18 protein-coding genes and 1 tRNA gene are annotated in these 23,109 nt (G+C 46.6%); 11 read left to right on the plus strand and 8 right to left on the minus strand.

Annotation, left to right across the window (positions count from 1 at the left end):
* Positions 1–307 precede the first annotated feature (307 nt).
* Positions 308–1,360 (plus strand): glycosyltransferase family 4 protein, encoded by a 1,053-nt coding sequence (locus QUA20_RS11305; protein WP_333188814.1) that lies wholly within the window; start codon positions 308–310, stop codon positions 1,358–1,360.
* Positions 1,361–1,483: 123 nt separating this feature from the next.
* Here QUA20_RS11305 and QUA20_RS11310 read toward each other — a convergent pair whose 3' ends face one another.
* The 3 genes from QUA20_RS11310 to QUA20_RS11320 all read right to left on the minus strand — a co-directional run bounded on the left by QUA20_RS11310 (position 1,484) and on the right by QUA20_RS11320 (position 4,179).
* The gene (locus QUA20_RS11310; RefSeq protein ID WP_333188815.1) at positions 1,484–3,409 is read right to left on the minus strand and encodes an alpha-amylase family glycosyl hydrolase; all 1,926 of its coding nucleotides are present in this window, start codon (positions 3,407–3,409) and stop codon (positions 1,484–1,486) included.
* 189 nt (positions 3,410–3,598) lie between these two features.
* Positions 3,599–3,811, minus strand: a complete 213-nt coding sequence (locus QUA20_RS11315) for a hypothetical protein (protein ID WP_333188817.1) — start codon at positions 3,809–3,811, stop codon at positions 3,599–3,601.
* 179 nt (positions 3,812–3,990) lie between these two features.
* Positions 3,991–4,179: a hypothetical protein gene (locus tag QUA20_RS11320; RefSeq protein ID WP_333188819.1), complete on the minus strand. Its 189-nt coding sequence runs from the start codon at positions 4,177–4,179 to the stop codon at positions 3,991–3,993.
* Positions 4,180–4,204: 25 nt separating this feature from the next.
* Here QUA20_RS11320 and QUA20_RS11325 point away from each other — a divergent pair, with 25 nt between their 5' ends.
* Positions 4,205–4,576 carry a hypothetical protein gene (locus QUA20_RS11325; protein WP_333188821.1) on the plus strand — a complete coding sequence of 124 codons (372 nt, stop codon included), beginning with the start codon at positions 4,205–4,207 and terminating at the stop codon, positions 4,574–4,576.
* Positions 4,577–4,627: 51 nt separating this feature from the next.
* Here the strand turns inward: QUA20_RS11325 and QUA20_RS11330 are convergent, their stop codons facing one another.
* Positions 4,628–5,491 (minus strand): Npun_R2479 family HD domain-containing metalloprotein, encoded by an 864-nt coding sequence (locus tag QUA20_RS11330; RefSeq protein WP_333188823.1) that lies wholly within the window; start codon positions 5,489–5,491, stop codon positions 4,628–4,630.
* 235 nt (positions 5,492–5,726) lie between these two features.
* Positions 5,727–6,041: a Mo-dependent nitrogenase C-terminal domain-containing protein gene (locus QUA20_RS11335; protein ID WP_172186305.1), complete on the minus strand. Its 315-nt coding sequence runs from the start codon at positions 6,039–6,041 to the stop codon at positions 5,727–5,729.
* Positions 6,042–6,364: 323 nt separating this feature from the next.
* Here QUA20_RS11335 and QUA20_RS11340 point away from each other — a divergent pair, with 323 nt between their 5' ends.
* Positions 6,365–7,180, plus strand: coding sequence for a cobyrinic acid a,c-diamide synthase (locus QUA20_RS11340; RefSeq protein WP_172186304.1), 816 nt, complete (start codon positions 6,365–6,367; stop codon positions 7,178–7,180).
* Between the two features lie 169 nt (positions 7,181–7,349).
* Here QUA20_RS11340 and QUA20_RS11345 read toward each other — a convergent pair whose 3' ends face one another.
* Together QUA20_RS11345 and QUA20_RS11350 are read right to left on the minus strand one after the other, a co-directional pair.
* Positions 7,350–8,393 carry an AI-2E family transporter gene (locus QUA20_RS11345; protein WP_333188826.1) on the minus strand — a complete coding sequence of 348 codons (1,044 nt, stop codon included), beginning with the start codon at positions 8,391–8,393 and terminating at the stop codon, positions 7,350–7,352.
* 202 nt (positions 8,394–8,595) lie between these two features.
* Positions 8,596–8,742, minus strand: a complete 147-nt coding sequence (locus QUA20_RS11350) for a hypothetical protein (protein ID WP_333188828.1) — start codon at positions 8,740–8,742, stop codon at positions 8,596–8,598.
* 133 nt (positions 8,743–8,875) lie between these two features.
* Between QUA20_RS11350 and gshA the strand changes: the two genes are divergently transcribed.
* The 8 genes from gshA (at position 8,876) to QUA20_RS11390 (ending at position 20,305) form a co-directional block, all read left to right on the plus strand.
* Positions 8,876–10,027, plus strand: coding sequence for a glutamate--cysteine ligase (gene gshA / locus QUA20_RS11355; RefSeq protein WP_333188830.1), 1,152 nt, complete (start codon positions 8,876–8,878; stop codon positions 10,025–10,027).
* Between the two features lie 238 nt (positions 10,028–10,265).
* Positions 10,266–10,727 carry a tRNA (cytidine(34)-2'-O)-methyltransferase gene (locus QUA20_RS11360; RefSeq protein WP_172186301.1) on the plus strand — a complete coding sequence of 154 codons (462 nt, stop codon included), beginning with the start codon at positions 10,266–10,268 and terminating at the stop codon, positions 10,725–10,727.
* A gap of 582 nt (positions 10,728–11,309) precedes the next feature.
* On the plus strand, positions 11,310–13,775 hold the full coding sequence (locus QUA20_RS11365; RefSeq protein ID WP_333188832.1) for a peptidoglycan DD-metalloendopeptidase family protein: 2,466 nt from the start codon (positions 11,310–11,312) through the stop codon (positions 13,773–13,775).
* Between the two features lie 138 nt (positions 13,776–13,913).
* Positions 13,914–13,986, plus strand: a tRNA-Met gene (locus QUA20_RS11370).
* A 126-nt stretch (positions 13,987–14,112) separates the two neighbouring features.
* Entirely contained in the window at positions 14,113–14,712 is a 600-nt protein-coding gene (locus tag QUA20_RS11375; RefSeq protein WP_172186299.1) for a peroxiredoxin, read from the plus strand.
* Positions 14,713–14,818: 106 nt separating this feature from the next.
* Positions 14,819–15,358: a peroxiredoxin family protein gene (locus QUA20_RS11380; RefSeq protein WP_172186298.1), complete on the plus strand. Its 540-nt coding sequence runs from the start codon at positions 14,819–14,821 to the stop codon at positions 15,356–15,358.
* 214 nt (positions 15,359–15,572) lie between these two features.
* Complete coding sequence (locus QUA20_RS11385) at positions 15,573–19,622, plus strand: hypothetical protein (protein ID WP_333188835.1); 4,050 nt, start codon at positions 15,573–15,575, stop codon at positions 19,620–19,622.
* Between the two features lie 122 nt (positions 19,623–19,744).
* A complete protein-coding gene (locus QUA20_RS11390; protein WP_333188936.1) occupies positions 19,745–20,305 on the plus strand; it encodes a Uma2 family endonuclease in 561 nt (186 codons plus the stop codon).
* A 194-nt stretch (positions 20,306–20,499) separates the two neighbouring features.
* On the opposite strand, the gene QUA20_RS11395 is transcribed toward QUA20_RS11390, so the two are convergent.
* Positions 20,500–22,968, minus strand: coding sequence for an ATP-dependent Clp protease ATP-binding subunit (locus QUA20_RS11395; protein ID WP_333188837.1), 2,469 nt, complete (start codon positions 22,966–22,968; stop codon positions 20,500–20,502).
* Positions 22,969–23,109: the final 141 nt, after the last annotated feature.

Genomic DNA, 23,109 nt, shown 5'->3' on the forward strand with positions numbered 1-23,109 from the left:
AATTTAGACATTAGCGACAACCCCCCAGATTCATCTGTAGAGTCAAATCTAAAATCTAAAATCTAAAATCTAAAATCGACCAGCGCCGTTGCGATACAAGCCCCAGACAGGATTGGTGGAACTCACAAAAATTTAGACATTAGCGACAACCCCCCAGATTCATCTGTAGAGTCAAATCTAAAATCTAAAATCTAAAATCTAAAATCTAAAATTGATCGATCGCACCAGCACTTTCAACAGCAGAGGATAGAATCTTCTGAGGTTAGATAATTTGTGCCAGCACCAGCATAAATATAAGGAGAATAGTTTGAAATACCATTTGGCATTAGGTCGCAAAATAGACCTAGATGGAATTGACCGCGATGCACAACTCGGCAAATGCCCTCGCCACGTCCTGCGGGCCCTCAGAGAGAGCTTAAATGCCACCGTTCACGCCCCGGATGGCGAAGCGATATCGTTGAGTGACAAGCTGCGATCGAAAATTTCTTCTAAACCCGAACATTGGGCCGCCGCGCGCAAATTGTCCGAGCAAGTCAGCAGCGACGACGTGATATTTTGTAACGGCGAGGACATTGGGATTCCAATGGCGGCGGTTTGCGGTCAATTGCCCGATCGCCCGAAAATTGTTGTACATTTCCACAATATCGATCGGCTGCGCGGCCGCGTCGCCCTGAAACTATTTGGTTTGGCTGACAAAATTGACGTGTTCATGGCTTGCGCCAGCCCTCAAACTGACTTCCTCCGCAGTTATTTAGCTTTACCTGAATCCCGGATTTTAGTGCATCTAGACCAGACAGACACCCAGTTTTTCACACCCGGCCCCGTTTCTGGCGAGAAAAAGCGGCAAACGATTGTTAGCGTCGGATTAGAAAAGCGCGACTACCGACTCTTAGCAGCAGCAACTGCTGACTTAGATGTTGACGTAAAAATTAGCGGTTTTTCTAAAGATGCCAAAGCTTTATCGCAAGCTTTCCCCGATACTATGCCAGAAAATATGTCCCGCAAGTTCTACGAATGGCCGGATTTAGTGCAGCTTTACCGCGATGCAGACGTAATTGCAGTTTGTTTGGCGGACAATAAATATGCTGCTGGAGTGCAGGGTTTGCTGGAAGCAATGGCCTGCAAGCGGCCCGTTGTCATTACTCGGACTCAAGGTATGGTCGATTATTTAGCGACCCCGGATATTGCCAAAGTGGTAGATGTGGGAGATGCAGCAGGTTTGCGGGAGGCGATCGTCCATTTGCTAAAAAATCCTCAAGAAGCTGAATCTCAAGCGCAGCGGGGCTACGAAATGGTTGTGAACCATCACAGCAGCGAACCTTATGTCGATGTTTTGGCCCAGAAGCTGCGATCGCTCTAAACTCGTAATATCAGCAACGGGCAGGATGCCCGTTCCACAAAACAGAAACTTGGTTGTGGAACAGGCATCTTGCCTGTTCATTAAAAACTGGTAAAACAGGCCGGAAAGCCTGTTGATTAAAAATCACGACTCGCGTCCACTCGCCCACTTATCCCGCCATTTCACAGTCCCTTCCGAAACTAAAACCCAGCGGCGACAAACCAGATTTTCTCGCAGTGGCGACTGTCCTTCCCGTAGCAGCGCATACTTATAAGAAATCAACTTTCCCGCACTTTCATTAAAAGGAATTTCCCCGAACCAAGTATTAGTATTGATATACTCCAACGGGTAACCCTTACTAATATCCCAATTCCCCAATTCAGGACAATCTCCAATCACCACAATTCTTTCCCCAGGCTGAGTTTTAACGCTGTTAAGCTGCGCCCGCACAATAGTTGTCGCCTTAACTCGCTCTCCGACGCGGCTAAAAATCATTACTTCCCGCGCACCCAACTCTAAATTGTACAGCATCCCGTCTTTAACTTCAAACTTGCGGCGCGATAAAACCTCCGTATGCTCTCCATCAGGCAGCTCAGTATCAACCTCTTCAAGTGTAACAGAATTGCCGCGATTCATCGCTACAAACACCACAGAATCGCGATAGCGGCGCACGTAACAATAAACATCAGGAGTTAGATATTTTTGCCACTGACTCCCCATCGAAATAGCTGGATTCAGCCGCCGCAATCCAGACAGCAACCGCACATCTCGGTAAATCGGCGACTCAGTATCCCACTTTTCCATGATCGGGCGGTTGTAAGGGTCATTTCCCCCTTCAGTATCATCGTGCAGATACTGTTCGGTGCCGTAATAAATGCAGGGAATGCCGCGAGTCGTCATAATTAAACCTATCGCCAACCGCAGCATTTCTGGATCGGGATTCAACGACTGAAACCTCGGCATATCGTGATTATCAATAAAAGTAATCAACTCCGTCGCCCCGTAGTAGCGGTGATCCAAATTCAGGACATCTTGGACTAAGTTAAATCCCGCTTCAGCACCCTGTCCCAAAGCTGCTCGAATTGCTACGCACAGACCAAAATCTAAAATAGTCATCCCCGACTCGTTGACAAATTCCACAGAACGATCGTTTCTAGGGTCGCTATAAATCCATTCGCCAAAAATGAAAACATCAGGTCTGTGTGTTAAAATGTCAGCATTAAATTCCTGCCAAAACCAAATAGGCATATGCTTGACTGTATCAACCCGCAAAGCATCAACACCTCTGTCGAGCCATTGTTTAATTGCTGATTTAATGTAATTGCGGTAGGCAATATTGTTTTCGTTGAAAGTTGCTAAACCGGACAGTTCGCAGTTTTGGACTTGCCATTCATCTTCCCAGTTGGTGACTTCGCCGTAGTGGTGATACCAGTTATCTGCATCGTCATTAAAATCAGCTATTTTTACGCCGTCGTCGTAGAGCTCCCCTTTTTTGCCGCTAAAATCTGGGTTGCTGTGATTGCAGACAATATCGAGCACGAGTTTCATGTTTCGCTGGTGCAACTCGTATACTAATTTGTCAAATACAGTATCTTTGGTTTCTTGTGTTTGGTTGACAGAAGGATTGTCGCCTTTGGCAATAAAACGGGGATTTAGTCGCTTGAAATCTTTAGTCCAGTAGCCGTGAATCGCAGCTTGTTCGACAAATAATGCTTCTACTTGCTCGAACAGCGGAGTCAGCCAAACTGCGGTAACACCCATATCTTTTAAGTAGTCGAGTTTGTCGATAACTCCCTGCAAGTCGCCGCCCCAATATTTGCCCCAATCTTTGCCTTCTGGATCGTAAAGTTCTGGGTTTGGGCCTTCGTTATTTGTGGGGTCGCCGTCGTAAAAGCGATCGACTACAAGGAAATAAATTGTTTCTTGTCGGAATTCAATGTCTCTGGTGTAGAGGAATTCTAAATCGAGTTCGCTTTCTGGCTTAACTTCTTCTACCAGAGACTCAATTTTTTTGTCTGGTTCGCTAACTTCGTATTGAGAGGAAGTTTGATTGGGGCTGACTGGTGTCATGAGATGTATTTTTTTATATTGTAAGATTGGTCAGTTATTCGGAGCTAGAATCGGAGATAGCTTTCCCTTCTGACTGACTTTTACAGCATCATACGGAATTTACTCGTTTAATGGAATCTTCCTTTAGAGAGAGGGCAGACCCATCCTTAAGCATTAGTTGGATGAGTTAATATTTAGCGTAATTCTCAATCAAAGAGCCAGAGGGTCAAAAACCTGCGCTACCAGGCTCAGTCTGGTAACTAGAAAAAGTAGAGTAATTGTGCGATCGTACTTTTTCCCTTCCTTTGATTTCTCTGGCAAATTTGGGATATATTCAACTATCAAACCGTTAGTTTGACTAATTGTTTGATAGTCGAGTAGATAAAGAAGCTGCCTAGGATTTTCCAGAGCCTTTTCTCTCATTCCCCGTTCTTTTCATTGCTGTATTCCTTTACCCTTACTATGCAGTAGTATCTAAAATGGGTTTGTAGTGAGGACTTTATTCTTCAGATTATGAAGAATAAAGTCCTCACTACAAAGACTGTTTATTACGAGTAATTGAGCGGACATCATATCAGAGGTTGACATGGACATCGCACAGCCTACCGACTACTTATATTCTCTTCTGTCAGCTCGACTTGTCGAATCTCTTCTAGCGTCATATCCAAACATTGCACGATTTGCTCATAGGTCAATTTTATGGCTTGCAAGCGAGCAATCGCCTCTATTTTAGCCTGCTGCTTTCCCCGCAAAAATTCATGCGACTCTTGAGGTGACGCACAGATATTCACTGAGCCGAATACCAATGATGCAGATGTGACTTTGGATGGGCGCGTTACCGAACTGGAAAAATTCGTTTACGTTCCCGACAAATGGGCGATCGACTACCTCAACAAACTTCATCAAATGTTTGACGAGTTTGGTTTAAATTTTGGTGCATTCGATATCATTCGCGACGAGGATGACACCCTCTACTTTATCGAACTCAATCCTAACGGACAGTGGTATTGGAGCGAAATTATCACTAAAATGCCTGTGGTTCGCGCAATGGTCAAACTCATCGAAGATTTAGCACTGCAATACCAACAGGATTTAAGTGAGCAACGGCTAAAAAAACAGAATACGCAGAACCCCGGCTTCTTTAAGAGGTGCGGGGATCTAAAAGAAGAACATTTTACGTTTAGCTAGAGCGACCTACGTATCCCAAAAAAGATCGATCGCCCTACATCTGCCCAAACCCTAGCTAACTACAGCCACCGCAGACTCTCGCACCTCCGAATGCTCCACCCGGAAAACATTTGCGCTCAGATTAGCAACAATTTGTTTCCCGTGCTGCGTCAGTTCCAAATAGCCGATCGCATCCTTTACATACCGATAAACCACATTCCAATAAAACTTTGGATAACCATCCCGCAACTCCCCCGGATTCTGATAGCCCAAAACCCGATTCTGCCCAGTCTCTTCAAACTCGTAAAACAGCGCAGCAATCTTTTGCAAATATCGCGGATCGCTCAACTGACCAATTAAATCAGCAGCGCGAACTAAACCCGAATAATTCGCAGTATCTTGATAATCTTCATCCGCAGGAACCGGGAAACGAGTCAGCTCAATATTACGCTTAACCAGCTCAGCATCAATCAGTTTGTGACCGCCAAAACGCTCGTCAATAAACATTTTTGCCCTATCGATATGATAAGGGGTCAAACTCGCATCCGTCGCCCCCAGAGGTAGCTTCACTTGCAAATCCTCTATCCCCGTTGCATACAGTCTCAAATCAGTTCGATCTTGTCGACAAACCCCCTTCACATACCCGATATCGTGACACAGCAAAGCAATGTGGAAATGCAGCCAATGTTCACATAAAACACCTCCCTCGCGGATGTGTTTGCCGCGCAGAATCTCCTGTCCCACCAAGGTCACTAAAATAGTGTGTTCCACATTGTGGTAAAGAGCATCGCTATTAGCAATGTTTTCCAAAGCCATACTTGCTACCCAAGCAATAATCTCGGCATAGTCATATTTGAACCCGCCGTAGGTATGGCGGTAGCCTTCAATCAGCCGATTTACAAAAGCCTTAATTAGCAGTTCATTTGCGTTAAACATATTCATTTCCCTGTGCCAAAGTAGCTTGTTAAATTATTTTTATAATAATTGTTTTTTCTGTTACCGTTTGATATTATTTTGGGCTTAACCGCGACGATGGATGCCTGCTCCTATTGAGAGGCATCCAGTGCTATTATCAACGATAATGACTTAAATTACCGATCGCACAACTAGCAGTTTCACGCACCCCGTACACAATTCACATCAATGGCGATCGAGGTATGACACCCCTCAATCAGCAGTACGGCGTTACATCTTCCCCGCATACGTCAGCTAAAAAGGAGAGCGACCGAAAACGCAACCCCACTAATTCTTCATAGACAGGATTCAGCTTGCACATAGGCGGTATGTGGAAAAGATGATGTCCCAATAGCTGGATATCTCTCTCAAAAGGACACTGTGCTGGTATAAGTTGGCACAACCACCGAGCTACTTGCGGATCTCCCACTGCAATGCGATCGAGCCACTGTCGCACTGGTTGGACGAGGCGATCGCCAAAACTTAAGTGTTGGCATTGATTTTTAGGAAAAATACTTGTAGTCGAGTTCATAATTAACCTCAGTAATCATTACTAACAAAGAGTTATGAATCACCCTTCTTAATCATCAGCGAAACCCGCCGTTGCTCGCGTGACGTGAATTAGTTTTATGCGTGACACTCGTTGACCCAAAATGTGATGCGAAGAATTACCATTTGTGATTTAAAATTTGCCAAAGTGTGAGACAGATCACGCCCCCTGTTCCCTACAGAATGTATATTTAGATAGATGGCAATAAAATATGACAGAATAACTTGTAACCCTCGGTCGCAGCTTCCCCCTCCCATCATCTGCGATATAGTACTCTGTCTACTTACTGATAAAGGTATCAGGCAATGATTCAAGAAAAAAATAGATGTGCCGACCTTGCTCAACGCCGACACACAGATATCATGCTGGAAAAACTTCCTCTAGAAGTTAAAGAGTGGGCCCAAAGCTTGCCTTGGAACCAGCGGCGCTATGTCTTGTCCCTCTGCTACATATTGTGCGCATCTACTCCCGACTTGCAAGCAGAATTTTTAGATGATTACACAGCAGACGGTTTAGTCTCAAAAATGTTTGAAGATGTAGATACTCTACACCGAGTCAAAGAGTATTTAATCAGATTTAGAGTCAAAAAAGAATTAAACGAATCAGATTTAAGAAGCTACATCAAACAATTTTATATTCACTCAGCTCAACAAGCGTGCCGAAAAACTGACCAATATTTAGAATCTGCACTCCGCTTCGTCTTGAGTACAGAAGAACGCAATAATGTTTTTAACTACATTTTGGGCTTTGAATTTATTAAAATCGTGTTTCAAATGACTTGGTTGCAACACGAAAGATTAGCGAGACTGCAAAAAAATCAGTCGCAGTTTATTGAAACCTATATCAAGCCGATTCAACACGCACACAAAATTAATGCCATAATTGTACCGAAAGATGAGAGAATATTTTTTGCCAGACGCGCCTATTACGTTCAACAGCCTAACATTTCTTACAAAAAACTGATTGAGTTAGTCATGGCCACTTTTACTACAGAAATGGTTACTTACTGCGGATTTTCGATCAGCCTCCACGCTCAATCTCTGCGTTTTGACTGCGATTACATTTACGATCCAGAACCAGAAGAAGAAAGATTTCCTACTGACTTGCAATTTATTCATTGAATTTACGCAGTAAGGTGCGCAGGGATCGGTGCATCCTACGTTGCTTTTTTCTCTTTACTTTTACTTGGGCGTTACGCAAAGGATAGTTTTTCAAGCATTGGGGTTCTAGCCTGCTGGTTAAAAACTGGCTTTTAAGCCGGATTAGATATAAAAATGATAGCTATATCAATTAAGCTTCCGCTTGCATTTCTTCAATCTCAAACCAGCTAACTATCACTCCCGCTAGCGGAATAGCCAGAAATATGCCTAAAAGTCCTGCCGATCTTGCGCCTACTAACAGTGCAAAAAACACCACTACCGGATTGAGGTTAAGCGAATTTTGCATGAGTCTCGGATGAATAAAGTTGTCTTGAATTTGCTGCAAAACAATGCAAGCTGCCAAGACTTTTAAAGCTAGCCACACATTTTGAGACAATACAATAAAACACACTAAGCTAATTCCCAGGGTGGCTCCGATCCCCGGAACTAAATCAAACAATCCGATAATAAATGCTAAAATTAAAGGAAATCTCACATCTAATAGCAGGAAAATTAAAAAGCTTGCTGTTGTCAAAAATAACATTAAGAGAATTTGTGCCTGAAAAAATCCTAAAAAGTTTCGCTCTATTGTTAAACTTAAACGCCTGTGCAGGTGTCGGGGTATAAATTTGAGAACCAACAGCCAGAGCCTCTCTCCATCAAGTAACATGAAAGAAGCCACCACCATAATTAATATTAAATTCAATAAATTGGTTAAAAATACTTGTAAAAAAGCAATACTCGAAACAACTCCAGCCAAAGCTTGATTTCGCAGTTGTTCCTCAATAACTCGCAGATTAACTTGCAGGTTTCTCGCCCGCAGGAATGCTTCGATGCGCTCGGACAGAGGCGCCAGAGCATTCACAAATTCAGTCATGCTGTCAATTAATTGCTGCCCTTGAGATAAAAGAGTGACGCCTACGGTGACGGTGAGACCGCCAAAAACTAAAATGGTGAGCAAGACAACGAAGGCGACAGCTAAACTTCGCGGTAAAAATCTCTGGAGAGTTCGCACCGGATAATTGAGCAAAAAAGCCACGAGTGCAGCAATCGTGAAAACCGCGACAGCAGTTTCAAAGTAAGCTAAAAGTTGCAGTCCAGCCCAACCTGTAGCAAATAAAAGCAAAAACCGGACTAAGACTAAATTGCTTAGCATATTCCAAAAATTGGGAGGAGTTCTTTCTGGCTCTTTCACAGGGATTTCTAGGGGTTAATAATAGCTCAAAAATATTGCAGAGTGATCTTTTAGAATCGCACTAAAGATATATATGCGGCTATCCCCCTCAAGGCAGAAAACAGATGTCGAAGGAAGAAGGAAGAGGGCAGAAGGAAGAAGCTAGAAGGAAGGCAGTAGGCAGTGCTTTCTAACTTCTGTCTGAGGCAGGGGTGGCTTCTCTTCACCATACGTGCGATCGCGAATGCCGAATAAAACACGCCCGCGATCGCACAAAAACTCTTTCTGACTCTAAAACCGCCTCGTAAACTCTTTGCGGTGGCAATATTTGTCGCGGCAGCCCGATCGCAACTAACACACAAACGCTCAAATTTGCTGGCGTCGAAAAACCCGGTTTCCGTGTCAGCCGCGAAAAATTTCAACTCTGCCTCGTGGAAGATAGTATGAACAGGTCAATTTTTGGGATACTAGAAACTAGCACTCAACTTAGCTGAGGAACAAACGTGCTGCTATCAAAAGGCTTTGAAGTAGAAATGTATACCGGCACTCCCGAAGGTGAGGTGGTCGGTCTCTCCGATCGCATAGTTGCCGATCTAGAGGGATTTGTGCGGGAGCCTGATAGCCGCAATGTGGAGTACACGACCGCCCCGCTGTGCAGCTACGATCGCCTGCTGTGCGCCTTAGTCAAGCCGCGAGTCCGGCTGCGGGAGTATCTCAAACAATTGGGCGACTATACCTTGCTGCCGGGAAGTACCTTGTCTCTCGGCGGGAGCGATCGATTTTACAGATCCGATCCCAACAACCCGTACCACACCTACATCGAGCAAACCTACGGCACCAAAGTCGTCACCGCCAGCATTCACATCAACATCGGCATCTCCCAACCAGAACTGCTGATGCGCGCCATCCGCCTCGCCCGCGTCGAAGCACCGCTTTACCTTGCCATGAGCGCCTCTTCCCCCTTCCTCGACGGCGAAGTCACGGGCTATCATTCCACTCGGTGGGGTTTGTTTCCCAAAACTCCCGCCATCGTCCCCCTGTTTGAAAGTCACAGACATTACATCCAGTGGACTGAAGAACAGCTAGAACTAGGTACCATGCAAAACGTCCGCCATTTGTGGTCTGCCGTGCGCCCAAATGGCGATCGCCGCCCCTACTGTCTCAACCGCCTCGAACTGAGAATTTGCGACCTCGAAGTAAATCCTCTGGCTTTGTTGGCCATCACTGCCTTACTAGAAGCTCGCATTTGGCAGATGATGGAAGACCCCAGCTTAGACCCCTTAGAACTCAGCACCTTACCCGCTGCCACCCGCAACCAAGACTTAGTTGCGCTCACAGACGCCAACGAAATTGCTGCATCCCGGCAAAGTTTGGATGCCGAACTCACCCACTGGCAAGACGGCAGAACTATTCTGGCACGAGATTGGATTGAGGAAATTTACCGAGAAGTCTGGCCGATCGCCAAAAAACGAGGCTTTAGCTGCTTTCTCTCGCCGCTCAAAAAGATTCTCCGGGAAGGTAACACCGCCCAGCAGTGGTTGAAGCTGCACGAGGGCGGTTCGGACACCCGCACTATTATTCTGCAAGGGATTAATGGCATGGCTCACCAAGAATGGGAGCTCGAAGACAACTTGTGCGCCCAGTTAGTTGCGTGAAGTACCCGCCGTTATTATCAGGGGGGCTTTCACTAGCCCCCTGGCTATGCGTACTCAGCCAATAATAGAAATAGCCGGAACCTCGCGAAAAAGTTGCAGATCGATGCCCAAAAAGCAATCAGAATATTTAATCAATGGAGCTCGACAAAGGTTATAAATAAAAGCTATAGGGTATATCTACCTTTGGGTAGTTCTATAAATTTTCCACTTGCTGTATTTACTGCTTTTAATTAGCTTCATGCCCCAACTTGTCTTGATTCACCCGCAAATCCCCCCGAATACTGGCAATATCGCCCGTACTTGCGCTGCCACAGGCACGGAACTGCATTTAGTTGGCCCGCTGGGGTTTGAAATTAGCGATCGCTACCTGAAACGGGCCGGCTTAGATTACTGGCCCTACGTCAATCTCCACTGCCACGAAGACTTAGCGGCTTTTCTGGCCTGTCGGCAGCAGCGCGGGGGACGATCGATCGGATTCAGCACTGGCGGGCGATACAGTTACGCGCAATTCCAATTTCAGGTCAGCGACTGGCTGATGTTTGGCTCGGAAACTGTAGGCATTCCCCAATTCGTCTTAGATGCCTGTGACGCCACAGTTTTTATTCCTATGAGCCAGCCTGGAGTCAGGAGTTTGAACCTCTCAGTCAGCGCCGCTGTAGGTTTATTTGAAGCTAAACGACAGTTGGGCGAGCTGGGATAAATCATTATCAACACATAAATATATAGATATTTAATAGCTGCCGGAGGCTGCCAAATCTCGTTTTTTATATAAGAAATTTGTATCAAAGCAGTGAAAATCTAGATAGCTGAGATTAATATATTTTATTCATTCAAAAACAGATTGTTATCAGCAACACCAAATTACTCGCAAGATGATTCAGCAACAAAAACAGAGGATTTTAGCGATTTAGGGCGTCAGCGAGCACCAGCTTGGGTCTGAACACTATATCTAGTAAATATACGGTTGTAGGCTGTCCGGAAATTAGCATAAAGTCGGATAATAGGTAAGAGTTCAGAGCCTTACCGGAACGAAGATTTTATGTATTCGTTCCAGCTATTGCAGTGTAAGGGTTTTGGGGTTAATTGCAGCAGGTTTGACCGAGAATTTCAAAATTTCTGACGGTTTGAGCTTGTCTAAATTAAAAAAGCAAGGTAATCTGGCCTAAGCATGATAGCTGTCAACAATCAGAATATTTTTGCTTGTTGATTTAAATTCAGCGTCATGCGATCCCCTTGAGTGTTTCCAAGGACAGTTAGCGCTTCTCAGTAGGAGGTCGTTTTTTTGAAACGAACATATCCCCAAATCAAGCCTGTTCAGGCTAGTGAAATCGACAAAGACGGTTCTGCGGAACCGTCCAAACAGACAACGCTCAGCACAGGCAGAGTTCGCTCTCTCGCCACGATCGGGCTGGCAATATCGGTAGGTGCTTCTGGCATCCTGCTACCGAGAAATGGAGACAGCGCTCGCGCGTCTGAACTCGCACCGACATCTGAATCCACCGCTGAAGTACAGCCAGTCTCGGCCAACGGGCCCGCTACCTCCGCACAAGTTGATGGTTCCAGGGCAGAACAGCCCGGATCGCCTTCTGACCCAGTGACGGTTAATGTGCAGCAGGGGCAAAGCCTTTGGGAGCTGTCTCGGGATTATGAAGTTGAACCGTTGGCACTAGCAACTGCCAACGACATCAAACCCGATACCCTACTCCAAGTTGGTCAAGAACTGACAATTCCTATGGCTCCGGGAGCCGCGCCACAACAGAACGCCGCCGACTCCGCCGTGGCTTCGCTAGAGCGCGCAGCGGCGGTCAATCCCGAAGAAAAGTTAAATCTGGCTGGCTCCGAGCCGTTGGATAGTGCTGCCCTGACAGCGCAGCCATCAACCGCAGCGACCCCGCTGGTCACGGCGGTACCGGAACAAAGTTCGATCGACATCCCGAACGCAGACGGGGCGATCGACAGTTTGAAAAAACAGGAAAACCGCACCACAGAATCTGGTCGGGCCCTGTTAGGGTATGAAGGGGGAGCAAATTTATCTACACCTGCGGCATCTTTGCCGGAGTCAGCACCGACGCTGGCATCCCCCGGCTCTGCAACTCAGACAACTATTCCCGATCTCGGGACGACACCTGTAATTCCCAATGCCGGGGTCGGTCAAGCAACATCGCCCGATCGAGCATTCGAGTCAATTGAACAGTCTCTGGCAACACCGAGTTTGCCTTCGGCTGTGCTCGTCACCCCTGCAGGAAGTACCGCCGCACCGGCTGGGGTACTCTACAGCGTGCGTCCGGGAGATACGCTAGATGCGATCGCCAAAGGTCATGGCGTATCACCCAAAGAGCTGATCTCTGCCAACAAGCTCGGCAACCCCAACTTGCTGAACGTCAATCAACGGCTGAAAATTCCCCAAGTTGGGTTAAATAATCCAGCGGTGCAGGCGGCAGCCTCTTATTCTGCCTCCAACTCTACATCTGTATGGTCTGCGGCTTCGGTTCCCGCATCTTTGAACCCCAGCTCGTCTACCCCGGAAATAGCCAGTGCTGGCGTTGGATCGCCCGCGTCCACAGTGCCGGTTGTCTCTCCCCTGGCGAACTTGGAAGGTCTGAACAATATTTCAGCGCCGATGGTTCCCCAAATTAATAGCATTCCGCTAACTCAAGTTTCCCAAACCATTAGCGACCCCGGGAAGCTGGATCTTCAAGGCGAACCAACCTTTACAGGTGCAGTTGATACCAGTGCCCTGCCAATGCCAGCCAGTGCAACTGCTACCGCTACGGGAGAATACCCGCAGCCGATCGGCTTCGTGCCAAATACTAGCGCCCAGGCTTCAAATGCCTATCCAACTAGCGCTTTACCAGAGTCGAATTCGGAGGCTCTCCCTACCGCAGAAGCTCTCAACCCTTATTCCGAACGCTTGAGGGCAGAAGTTGTCAGGCTGCGAGAGGAATATCGTGCCTCGCGCAATTCGATCGGCGCCAATGCGGTGTCCCTGACTCCAACGGACGGGCCCTCGGTCAACCCGTCTGAGGATATGCCAAGTGTAAATCCATATCTCTACACCCCCGACTATACTGAGGCGGTGCAGAATGAAATCAGCAGACCGCCATCGAGAGCCTGGTCTGAGCAGGTTCAGAAGCAGCAGCAAGAGCGTTTAGACCCCGCTCGCGCAGCGGAACTGCAACCGATCAACCTGACGCCGACCTCTGCTCAGCAGCGGCCTGTGGTAGCAACTGCTCCTTTGGGGGCAGACGGTTACGATCCCCTAAGCAACCCGTCTTTGGGACGCATGGTTTCTCCAGAACTGCCTCCGCTTTCGAGCCCTGATACTTATCTGCCTAACGGCAAACAGTCGGCTAACGGGTTTATTTGGCCGTCTAAGGGCGTTCTGACTTCTGGCTACGGTTGGCGCTGGGGACGGATGCACAAGGGAATTGATATTGCAGGGCCGATCGGCACGCCAATTGTGGCAGCATCTGACGGGGTGGTTACCTATGCTCAGTGGAATGACGGCGGCTACGGGTATCTGGTGGAAATTACCCATCCAGACGGCACTGAGACTGTCTATGCCCACAACAGCCGGATTTTGGTGCAAAAGGGTCAGAAAGTCGCTCAAGGGGAACAGATTTCCGAAATGGGCAGCACAGGCTTTAGTACCGGGCCGCACTTGCACTTTGAAGTCCATCCCGCCGGACAGGGTGCTATCAATCCAATGGCTTTTCTGCCCGACGATGCGTCCAGCGCTTCTCGGTAACGACTGGTCGGAAGTTATGGGTTTTGAATGATTAGCAAAACTCATAACTTTTACTATAAGTTATTAGAAATAATGTTGTTTTAAAAGAAGACATAGCTCGCCCTACCGTGCTACGATAGTAAATCGTGAACTAGATTTGGCTCAGTGGCGCAGTGGTTAGCGCAGGGGACTCATAAGCCCAAGGTCGCAGGTTCAAATCCCGCCTGAGCCATTATTTAATCAAAAAAACCGCGCTCTCAAAATTGAGAGCGTGTTTTTTTGATTTCTGTAGAACATACTTGTAGTCGTTATGAGTATGATATATTTGTAACAGTTCGTAAAAAAGGAAACAAAATCTATGACCAGTGAATGCCTCCGGGTTGGTCAAGCTGCACCCGATTTCGCAGCAACAGCCGTAGTGGATCAGGAGTTCAAGACAGTTAAGCTGTCAGACTATAAAGGCAAAAAGTATGTAGTCCTGTTCTTCTACCCCTTGGACTTCACCTTTGTGTGCCCGACTGAGATTACAGCATTTAGCGATCGCTTCGAGGACTTCAAGAAAATCGATACCGAAATCCTCGGCGTATCCGTTGACAGCGAATTCTCTCACCTCGCTTGGATACAAACAGACCGCAAATCAGGCGGTGTCGGCGACCTCAACTATCCCTTAGTTGCTGACCTCAAAAAAACAATTAGTTCTGACTACAACGTCCTCGACCCAGAAGCAGGGATTGCCCTCAGAGGTCTGTTCATCATCGACAAAGAAGGCATCATCCAACACTCTACTATCAACAATCTTGCCTTCGGCCGCAACGTGGACGAAACTCTCCGCACTCTGCAAGCTATCCAATACGTCCAGTCTCACCCCGATGAAGTTTGTCCCGCCGGCTGGCAGCCCGGTGACAAGACTATGACTCCCGATCCGGTCAAGTCTAAGGTATTCTTTGCTGCGGTTTAAGCACATTCTATTTGTACGGGCACGGCGCTGCCGTGTCCGTACCCGCAGAGGCATTCATTGTAACCGGATTTTTAATTACCAATTAGCAATTACGCAATTAGGAAATATGCTGACTTCTACTAATTTTAGCGGCTTGTTAAATCAGCGGTTTTTCCAAAATTTATTGCCTGTTCCGGCGACTAATGTTCTGAAGCTGGGACATAGGACGCCAGATTTTGAATTGCCGGATATTAATAATGGCAAGTTGGTACGGCTGTCGAATTATCGGGGCGATAAGCCAGTAATTCTGGCTTTTACGCGGATTTTTACTGAAAAGCAATATTGCCCTTTCTGTTTTCCTCACATTAAAGCTTTGAATGAAAACTGGGAAAAATTTGCCGATCGCAATATAGAATTATTGATGATTGCCAGTACCGACGATCGCCAAAGCCAAATAGTGGTTAGAGATTTAGGCTTGAAAATGCCTCTGCTGTCCGATCCCGGCTGTCAAGTGTTTCGGGCTTATCAAGTCGGTCAGGCTTTAGGTGCTCCTTTGCCCGCTCAGTTTGTTTTGGATGCAGAGGGAAAACTCCTCTTCAAACATTTGTTTTCTTTCATAGACCACAATGCTAGTGTGGACACTTTGCTGCAATATGTCGATCGGTAAGAAGATCGGTGCTGTGTCCTAATTGGGAGTTTCTAACCGCTGATGCACGCTGCTGTAGGCGCATCAGCGGGATTTTTTCATGGGTTGATACTGGCTGCTACAGCTTTTTAGTTATAAATACTTATTGTGCCAATTGGGATGGCGGAATGTTGTCATGTTCGCTCGACATTAATCTAGGCTATAGCTTGAAGGTACGTAGTACAAGTTTAAGCCGATGTCGTCTCCCAAAGGTCGATCGAGCAAAATTGAATTGAGCGTCTTAGCGTCGCATCCTGAGTTGTTAACAGGTTTAGAAGCGTGGCTGCGGCTGGGTTTGCTTTCGCCCGCCGAGGTTGAGCAGTTGTGCCGGCAGTATTTAGTCTGCCCGCTCAGAGATCCCGCTGTAGATATTTCTGAAATCGAGGGCCCGATTACTCCTGTGAACGAGGCAAAAGTACCTGCCTTATCAACGCCTCAAGCATTACCTAGCAGCAGAGAAAGCGTTGGTACGCCTACAGAAACTACTCAAACCCCTAATTTTATCGCTCAAATTTTGCAGTCGCTAATGGCAGAAATTAGCGTGGTGTGGCTGTTGTTTTTAGGAGTGTTCATGGTAGTTGTCTCCTCAGGAGTCTTAGCTGCCAGTCAATGGGAAAGATTTCCTGCTGCCGGACAATATGGAGTTTTGTTAGCTTATACTTTAACTTTTTGGGCGATTAGCAGTTGGGCAAACAGACAGCAGAATTTGCACTTGACTGCTCAAACTTTGCAAGAAGTGACGCTGTTGCTAGTGCCGATCAATTTTTGGGCAATGGATACTTTTGGATTGTGGCGGTATCCTTGGGACTGGGCGGTAGCAATCGCAGCGGCACTTATTTTGAGTTGGATAACTGCCCGGATTATAAAATATCAATATCAAAGCTTTTCAGGAAAAAACATCGCTCGATCGATCGCCCTAAATCACTTGGGATTGAGTTATTTGCACTGGGGGTGGGGAAGTGCTGACTTTTCCCTAGCTGCGGTTTATTTAGGTACAGTGGGAACTGCTGCTGCTACAGTTTATCAAGTTCAGCAACAACGATTGCAATCTATCCAACGCGCGGGAAATACTGAAACATTCGCCGCTGCTTTCAGTTTGAGCAGAGATTTTCTGACTTACAAAAAAGCGGCTTTAGTAGCTTATTCCTTAGGAATTTTACTGGGTCGGGCGATATTTGTCAAGGATGTAAATATCGCTGAAATGGGTTTAGCTTTGGGAATCTGCGGCGTGCTTTTAGCATGGCTGGATTGGCAGCAACCCCTCGCATCTGGGACTATCAAAAACAATATATCCGACCAGCCAAATCCCAGCAACTTTTTTAACTGGCAATTAGCAGGAATGGGTTTGGTGGGTTTGGGATACCTGGTTTGTTTTCGCGACATTCCGCTACAGGCGATCGCAGTTAGCGGATTGGCTCTTTGGTTTTTTTATAATCGTTTAGTGCGGTTTTGGCAAGAGTTTGATTTGCTAATGCTTGAGGCGGTGGGAATTCAGAGTATTTGGCTGTTTTGGCGAGTGCTTCCTTTAGGGATTAAAACACCATTTGTTGCATTTTTAACTCAGCTTACAAACTCTCAGCAAACTCCTTGGGCTTTTTGGGGTGTTCTGCTGTTGCCTTATCTAATTTTAATGGTAAGTGCGGCGCAGTGGCTCTACCGCAAGCGAAAGTTTCAACTTGCCCGTTTTGGGGAAAACCTTGCTCTCGGTTTGGGGAGTGTTTTAACTGTTATTAGTTTAGTCAATCCGTTTTGGCGATCGCTCAATTTATTAGTCTCTACTTTAATTTTAGGTTGGATCACTTGGAAATACGTAATTCCCGATAATTCCCGGCGAGTTTCGATGCCGGCTTCTGCGGCTGAACAACAGGGAAATCCGGCAATTTTGGTTCCCATAACTCACATTATGAGTTTAGGCGCGATCGCTTCGGCAATTGACTTATTTTTCCCAAACCTGACACCCAATATTTGGTCGGCAATATTATTAATATTAATGGCGAGTGAATGGGTATTTTTTGTCTGGATGAAAGCGGCAAATTCCCGAGAAAACTCTGCATTTTTCCGCTGGCACACTGCATGGTTCAAAAGTTCCTGGTATTTGGGCTTAGTATTAGCAGGATTCAGCTTTATCTTGTTGCAAAATTATGTGCTTGGGGGTACTGCCACTCACCGCCCTCAGTGGAGTTTGCTCTGGCTGGCGACTCCTTTGGCTTTGACTGCTGTTGCTAAATATACTGAGGTTCCTCACAAACAAGTTGCCAGTACCTTTAGTACGATCGCCCTAATATTGGCACAAGTTCTAATTTTTATTTTTCCGGGATATCGGTTAATTGGTCTGGGTTTTGCAGCCGGATTGATGTTGGTCAATACTTACTATTTAGTCGAGATACCAGCGGCTGTAATTGCAGTGGGGTTTGGCTTGAGTTTCGTAGCTGCGACGATCGATCAATTAGGTTTTGTGTCGGGTTGGGATTGGGGAATTGCCGGGGCGATCGCTATTTTGTGTCTGTGGTTGCTTCGCAGCATGATTGTTCGTTTTTCCAGGAGTTTACCTGAGCCTTTTCCATTAGCTGAAATTTACGATCGAGCTTTAGATGGGTGGGCAATCTTACTTGCAGGCTTGCTGTTAACAACTATTACTTTTTATTCCTATGAACTATACGCAGACAGTACCTTGAATTTGCCGCCCTCTACTGAAGTTTTGGCTGCTATTTTGGTGATAATGGCTGCGATAATTTTCCGAAGTTTACGCCAACTTTCGCCTCTGGCAATTTATGCTTTGGCTTGGAGTTTGGAGTTGTTGACAGCAGTGGGTTTGAGTTTTGTCGATCGCACTACGATTAATTTGGCAGTTGCTAATATCGCTCTCGGATTGTTTACTCAATTGTTGGGGGATTGGTGGCGGCGGCGCCACCCCGATCGAACAAATTTACCTAGCATTCATTTTATACCTTTGGTTTACGGGGTATTGGGTTTAACTTTCCGATCGCACACTTTTGCGAATTGGACTGGTTTAACTGTGTTGGGTGCGTCTTTAATTGCGATCGGCATTGGTAGGCGGGAGCCAGAATTCAAACCTTTGGTTTATTTGGGGTTAATTGGCGTTTCCGTTGCTGCTTACGAATCGCTACTCTATCAACTTTTTCAAACACCGGGAGGAGCTTTTGGCGACGGTTTAATTGTCCTGGCAACTCTCGGCACAGCTCTAACATATATCTATCGCATTTTATCTCCTTGGCTCAGCAATTATTTACATTTAACTAATGCAGAGTTAAAAATATTTGCTCACCTGCACTGGGTTTTGAGCAGTTTGCTGCTGATTTGGGCTTCTGCCGATGATATTAAGTCCGGCCTAAATTTAGGATTAGTCACTGGTGCTTTATTAGTTCAATACGCTTTCCTGCAAAAGCGAAATAATCTCGCTCGCCAATGGGGAGAAATTTGGATTTACTTGGGCTGGCTAGAAGCCTTTGGCATCCGGCTTTATTGGATCAATACGCCTTTAGTTAAGTATATTTCCGGGCCGCTGGGGCCTTGGAAAGTTGCCCTCGCTTCTCTATTAGCTTATTTCATTTACATTTTGCCTTGGGACAACTGGGGTTGGTCAAAAAAACCTTGGCAGGTAATTGCTTCGCTGATTCCAATAGTTACTATTTTGGAAAGTCCGGCTAAGTTTTATCCGATTAGCTTGCTGATAGCTGCTACCTTCTATTTTTTCCTGGCTTGGGAAAGGGAGGAAGTTCGTTTTACCTATGTGAGCGTGGCGATAATTGACTGGATAATGCTGCGGTGGTTCTGGCAAATAGGATTGACTCAGCCAGAGTTTTATGTTACTCCTTTAGGATTTTCTTTACTTTACATTACTCAGTTCGATCGCACTCTCAAATTACCAGCAGAAAAACCGCTGCGCCACACTCTGCGAATGCTCGCAACTGCGCTGATTTGCGGGATACCTCTTTTGACTCAGCAAAGCCACGGTTTAGTTGCGGGAGCTTTTAGTTTGGCGGCTATTGCAGCGGGTTTGGCGCTGCGAGTTCGGGCGTTTTTGTTTGTGGGAACGGCTGTATTTTTAATCAATGTTTTCTATCAGTTGGTGGTTCTAATCTTCGATTATCCGCTGATTAAATGGGCGATTGGTTTGGCTTTTGGGATTGTGTTTATCTGGATTGCTGCTACTTTTGAAACTCGGCGCGATCGCATTTCTGCTTTCGTGCAGCATTGGGTTGTGCAATTGCAATCGTGGGATTAGATTCGTCGATTGTAAGGCGGGCAATGCCTGCCCTACTGAACGACTACTGGTTGATGTAGTATAATCACATTATTAAACCTGGGTCGCAGACAAAAACTCCTATATTTCTTTACGAAACAATGATGACAACTCAGTTAATCAAGCGGTTATTTACAGTAAAAGAATATCATCATATGATTGAAGCTGGCATCTTGACCAAAGATGATAAAGTTGAATTAATTCGAGGAGAAATTGTTCAAATGGCCGCCGTCGGTAGAAGGCATACATCTCATGTCAAGCGTCTGACAGAGTTATTCTATATCCGCTTATTATCGAGAGTAACCATTGGAGTTCAAGATCCGGTAGAATTGGACGATCACTCGGAACCTGAACCGGATATTTCCTTACTGCGACGGCGCGATGATTTTTACGAATCGGGACATCCTCAGTCTGAGGATATTTTACTAATTGTGGAAGTAGCGGATGCAACCGCTGAAACTGACAGAAATATCAAAATTCCTCTTTATGCCGAAGACAATATTGTAGAAGTTTGGCTGGTAGATATTAACGAACAATGTGTAGTAGTTTATCGCGAACCTTCTCCCTCCGGATACCAAAATATTCAAAGATTCCAGCGAGGTCAGGTTTTATCTATTCTAGCTTTTCCAGATGTAGAAATTGCTGTAGATAATGTGTTGGGATAAAAGAGGCAGAACTCATACCATTTTAGATTTTAGATTTTAGATTTTAGATTTTAGAATTGGGAATGACTTATTATATAAGGATTTGGATATTGCCTAAAGTTGCATTTTTTAAACTGGTTTCATTTAATGAAAAACCCGGTTTCTCCGAGAAACCGGGTTTTTCATCAACAGTATTTATCCGTTGGTAGAGTGCATTAATGGCTCAATGCAAATTCGGGCAATTTTGGCTCAGATGAACCATCGGGCACTACCTTAACCTGACCGTTTTCATCCACATCAACGATCGCCTTTTGGCCTTCTTTCAGCTTCCCAGACAGCATTTCCTCAGCCAGTACATCTTCCAACAACCGCATGATTGCGCGGCGCAAAGGTCGAGCACCATAGCTGGGATTGTAGCCTTCTGTAACTAACAAGTCCTTGAACCGATCTGTCACCGACAAAGTAATACCCTGTTCGGTTAAGCGGCTGAAGACTTGCTGCAACATAATGTCCGCAATCTGCTTCACTTCTTCCCTGTTCAACTGGCGGAAGACGATAATCTCATCCAAGCGGTTGATAAATTCGGGACGGAAAAACTGTTTCATTTCTTCGTTTACCAAGCTGCGAACGCGGTTGTACTGCGCGTCTGCGGCACTTTCAGTAAACTCGAAACCGAGACCGCCGCCGCCTTTTTCAATCACTCGCGAACCGATGTTGGATGTCATCACCAGCAGCGTATTCTTAAAGTCTACTGTCCGACCTTTCGCATCGGTCAAGCGGCCGTCTTCCAAGATTTGCAGCATCATGTTGAAGACATCCGGGTGAGCTTTTTCGATTTCGTCGAACAAGATGACCGTGTAAGGACGGCGCCGGACTGCTTCTGTTAGTTGGCCGCCTTCATCGTAGCCAACGTAACCCGGAGGCGAACCGATGAGTTTAGAAACCGTGTGGCGTTCCATGAATTCGGACATATCTAACCGAATCATGGCTTCTTCGGAACCGAAGAAATAAGTTGCCAGGGCTTTTGTAAGTTCCGTTTTGCCGACGCCGGTGGGGCCGGAAAAGATGAAACTGGCGATCGGGCGATTGGGATTTTTCAAGCCTACCCGCGCGCGGCGGATAGCCCGAGAAACTGCGGTGACAGCTTCTTCTTGACCGATCAAGCGCTGGTGCAAAGTATCTTCCATGTGCAGCAGCAATTCCGATTCGGATTCTGTCAGCTTGCTGACAGGTACTCCCGTCCAATTAGCCACGATGTGAGCGATGTCTTCTTCGGTGACGATGGGAGAAGTTTTGAGCTGACTTTTGTTGATCGTAGCTTCGGCGATTTCGGCTTCAATTTCTAATTCGCGATCGCGCAATTTTCCAGCTTTGTCGAAGTCTTGCTCGCGCACGGCAGTATCTTTTTCTTTGGTTACTGCCGGCAGTTGCTTTTTGAGTTCTTTAACTTCGGGCGGGGTTTGCGAGTTCATCACGCGGACGCGGGAACCTGCTTCGTCAATTAAGTCGATCGCCTTGTCTGGCAAAAACCGATCGTTAATGTACCGGTCTGACAGTGTGGCCGCTGCTTCTAAAGCTGCGTCGGAAATTGTCAGTCTGTGATGCTGTTCGTAAGCCGATCGCAACCCGTACAATATTTCTATTGTTTCAGCCACGCTCGGTTCGCCGACTTTGATCGGTTGGAAGCGGCGTTCTAAGGCAGCGTCGCGCTCGATGTGCTTGCGATATTCGTCCAAGGTAGTTGCGCCGACACACTGCAATTCGCCTCTGGCAAGGGCGGGCTTGAGCATATTGGAGGCATCCATGCTACCTTGAATTGCGCCTGCACCGACTAAGGTGTGAATTTCATCGATTACCAGAATGATGTTGCCGGCAGCACGAATTTCGGCCATGATTTTCGTCAGGCGTTCCTCAAATTCGCCTCGGAACTTGGTACCAGCAATCAGCGAACCCATATCGAGGCTGATTACTTGTTTATCTTCTAAAATTTCCGGGACGTTTCTATTAACAATCCGCTGGGCGAGGCCTTCGGCGAGGGCTGTTTTGCCGACTCCCGGTTCGCCTACTAACACTGGATTGTTCTTCGTGCGGCGGCCGAGCACTTGAATCACGCGCTCGATTTCATTTTCGCGACCCACCACGGGATCGAGTTTGCCGGCTGCGGCTAACTTGGTCAGGTTTGTGCCGAATTCTTCTAAAGTCGGGGTTTTGCGATCGCCGCTATCTCCCCTGCCTCCGGGTACCGCCGCCACTTCTCCCACGGCACGAATTACCTGCGTGCGGACTCTCTGGCGATCGATCCCCAAGTTTTGCAGCACCTTCCCCGCCACCCCTTCGTCGTCTTGGATCAGCCCCAGCAAGATGTGCTCGGTGCCGATGTAATTGTGGCCTAACTGCCGCGCTTCGTTCAGCGCCGTCTCAAAAATGCGCTTGACGCGGGGCGTAAAAGGAATTTCCGGCGGGAGGAACCCGGAACCCCTACCGATGATATTTTCGATTTCATTGCGCGCCTCTTTCAAGTTGAGGCCCATATCCAGTAATACTTTTGCAGCGATGCCAGTGCCTTCGCCGACGAGTCCCAGGAGGATTTGCTCGGTGCCTACAAAATTGTGGCCGAGGCGCCGCGCTTCCTCTTGGGCTAGCATGATTGCTTTAATGGCTTGTTCTGTAAAGCGTTCAAACATATTTTTTCTATCCTACTGTCTTGGCGAGGGCTGTATCGCTGCTGGTAAGGAGCGATTTGGAACACTACACAAATTATAGATGTAAATTTTTGTGTATTTCCTTCTCTAACAATGTATCTTGCTAAGGGAGGAGGGACAGTG

The sequence above is a fragment of the Microcoleus sp. Pol7_A1 genome, assembly GCF_036701085.1.
Lineage (GTDB): Bacteria > Cyanobacteriota > Cyanobacteriia > Cyanobacteriales > Microcoleaceae > Microcoleus > Microcoleus asticus.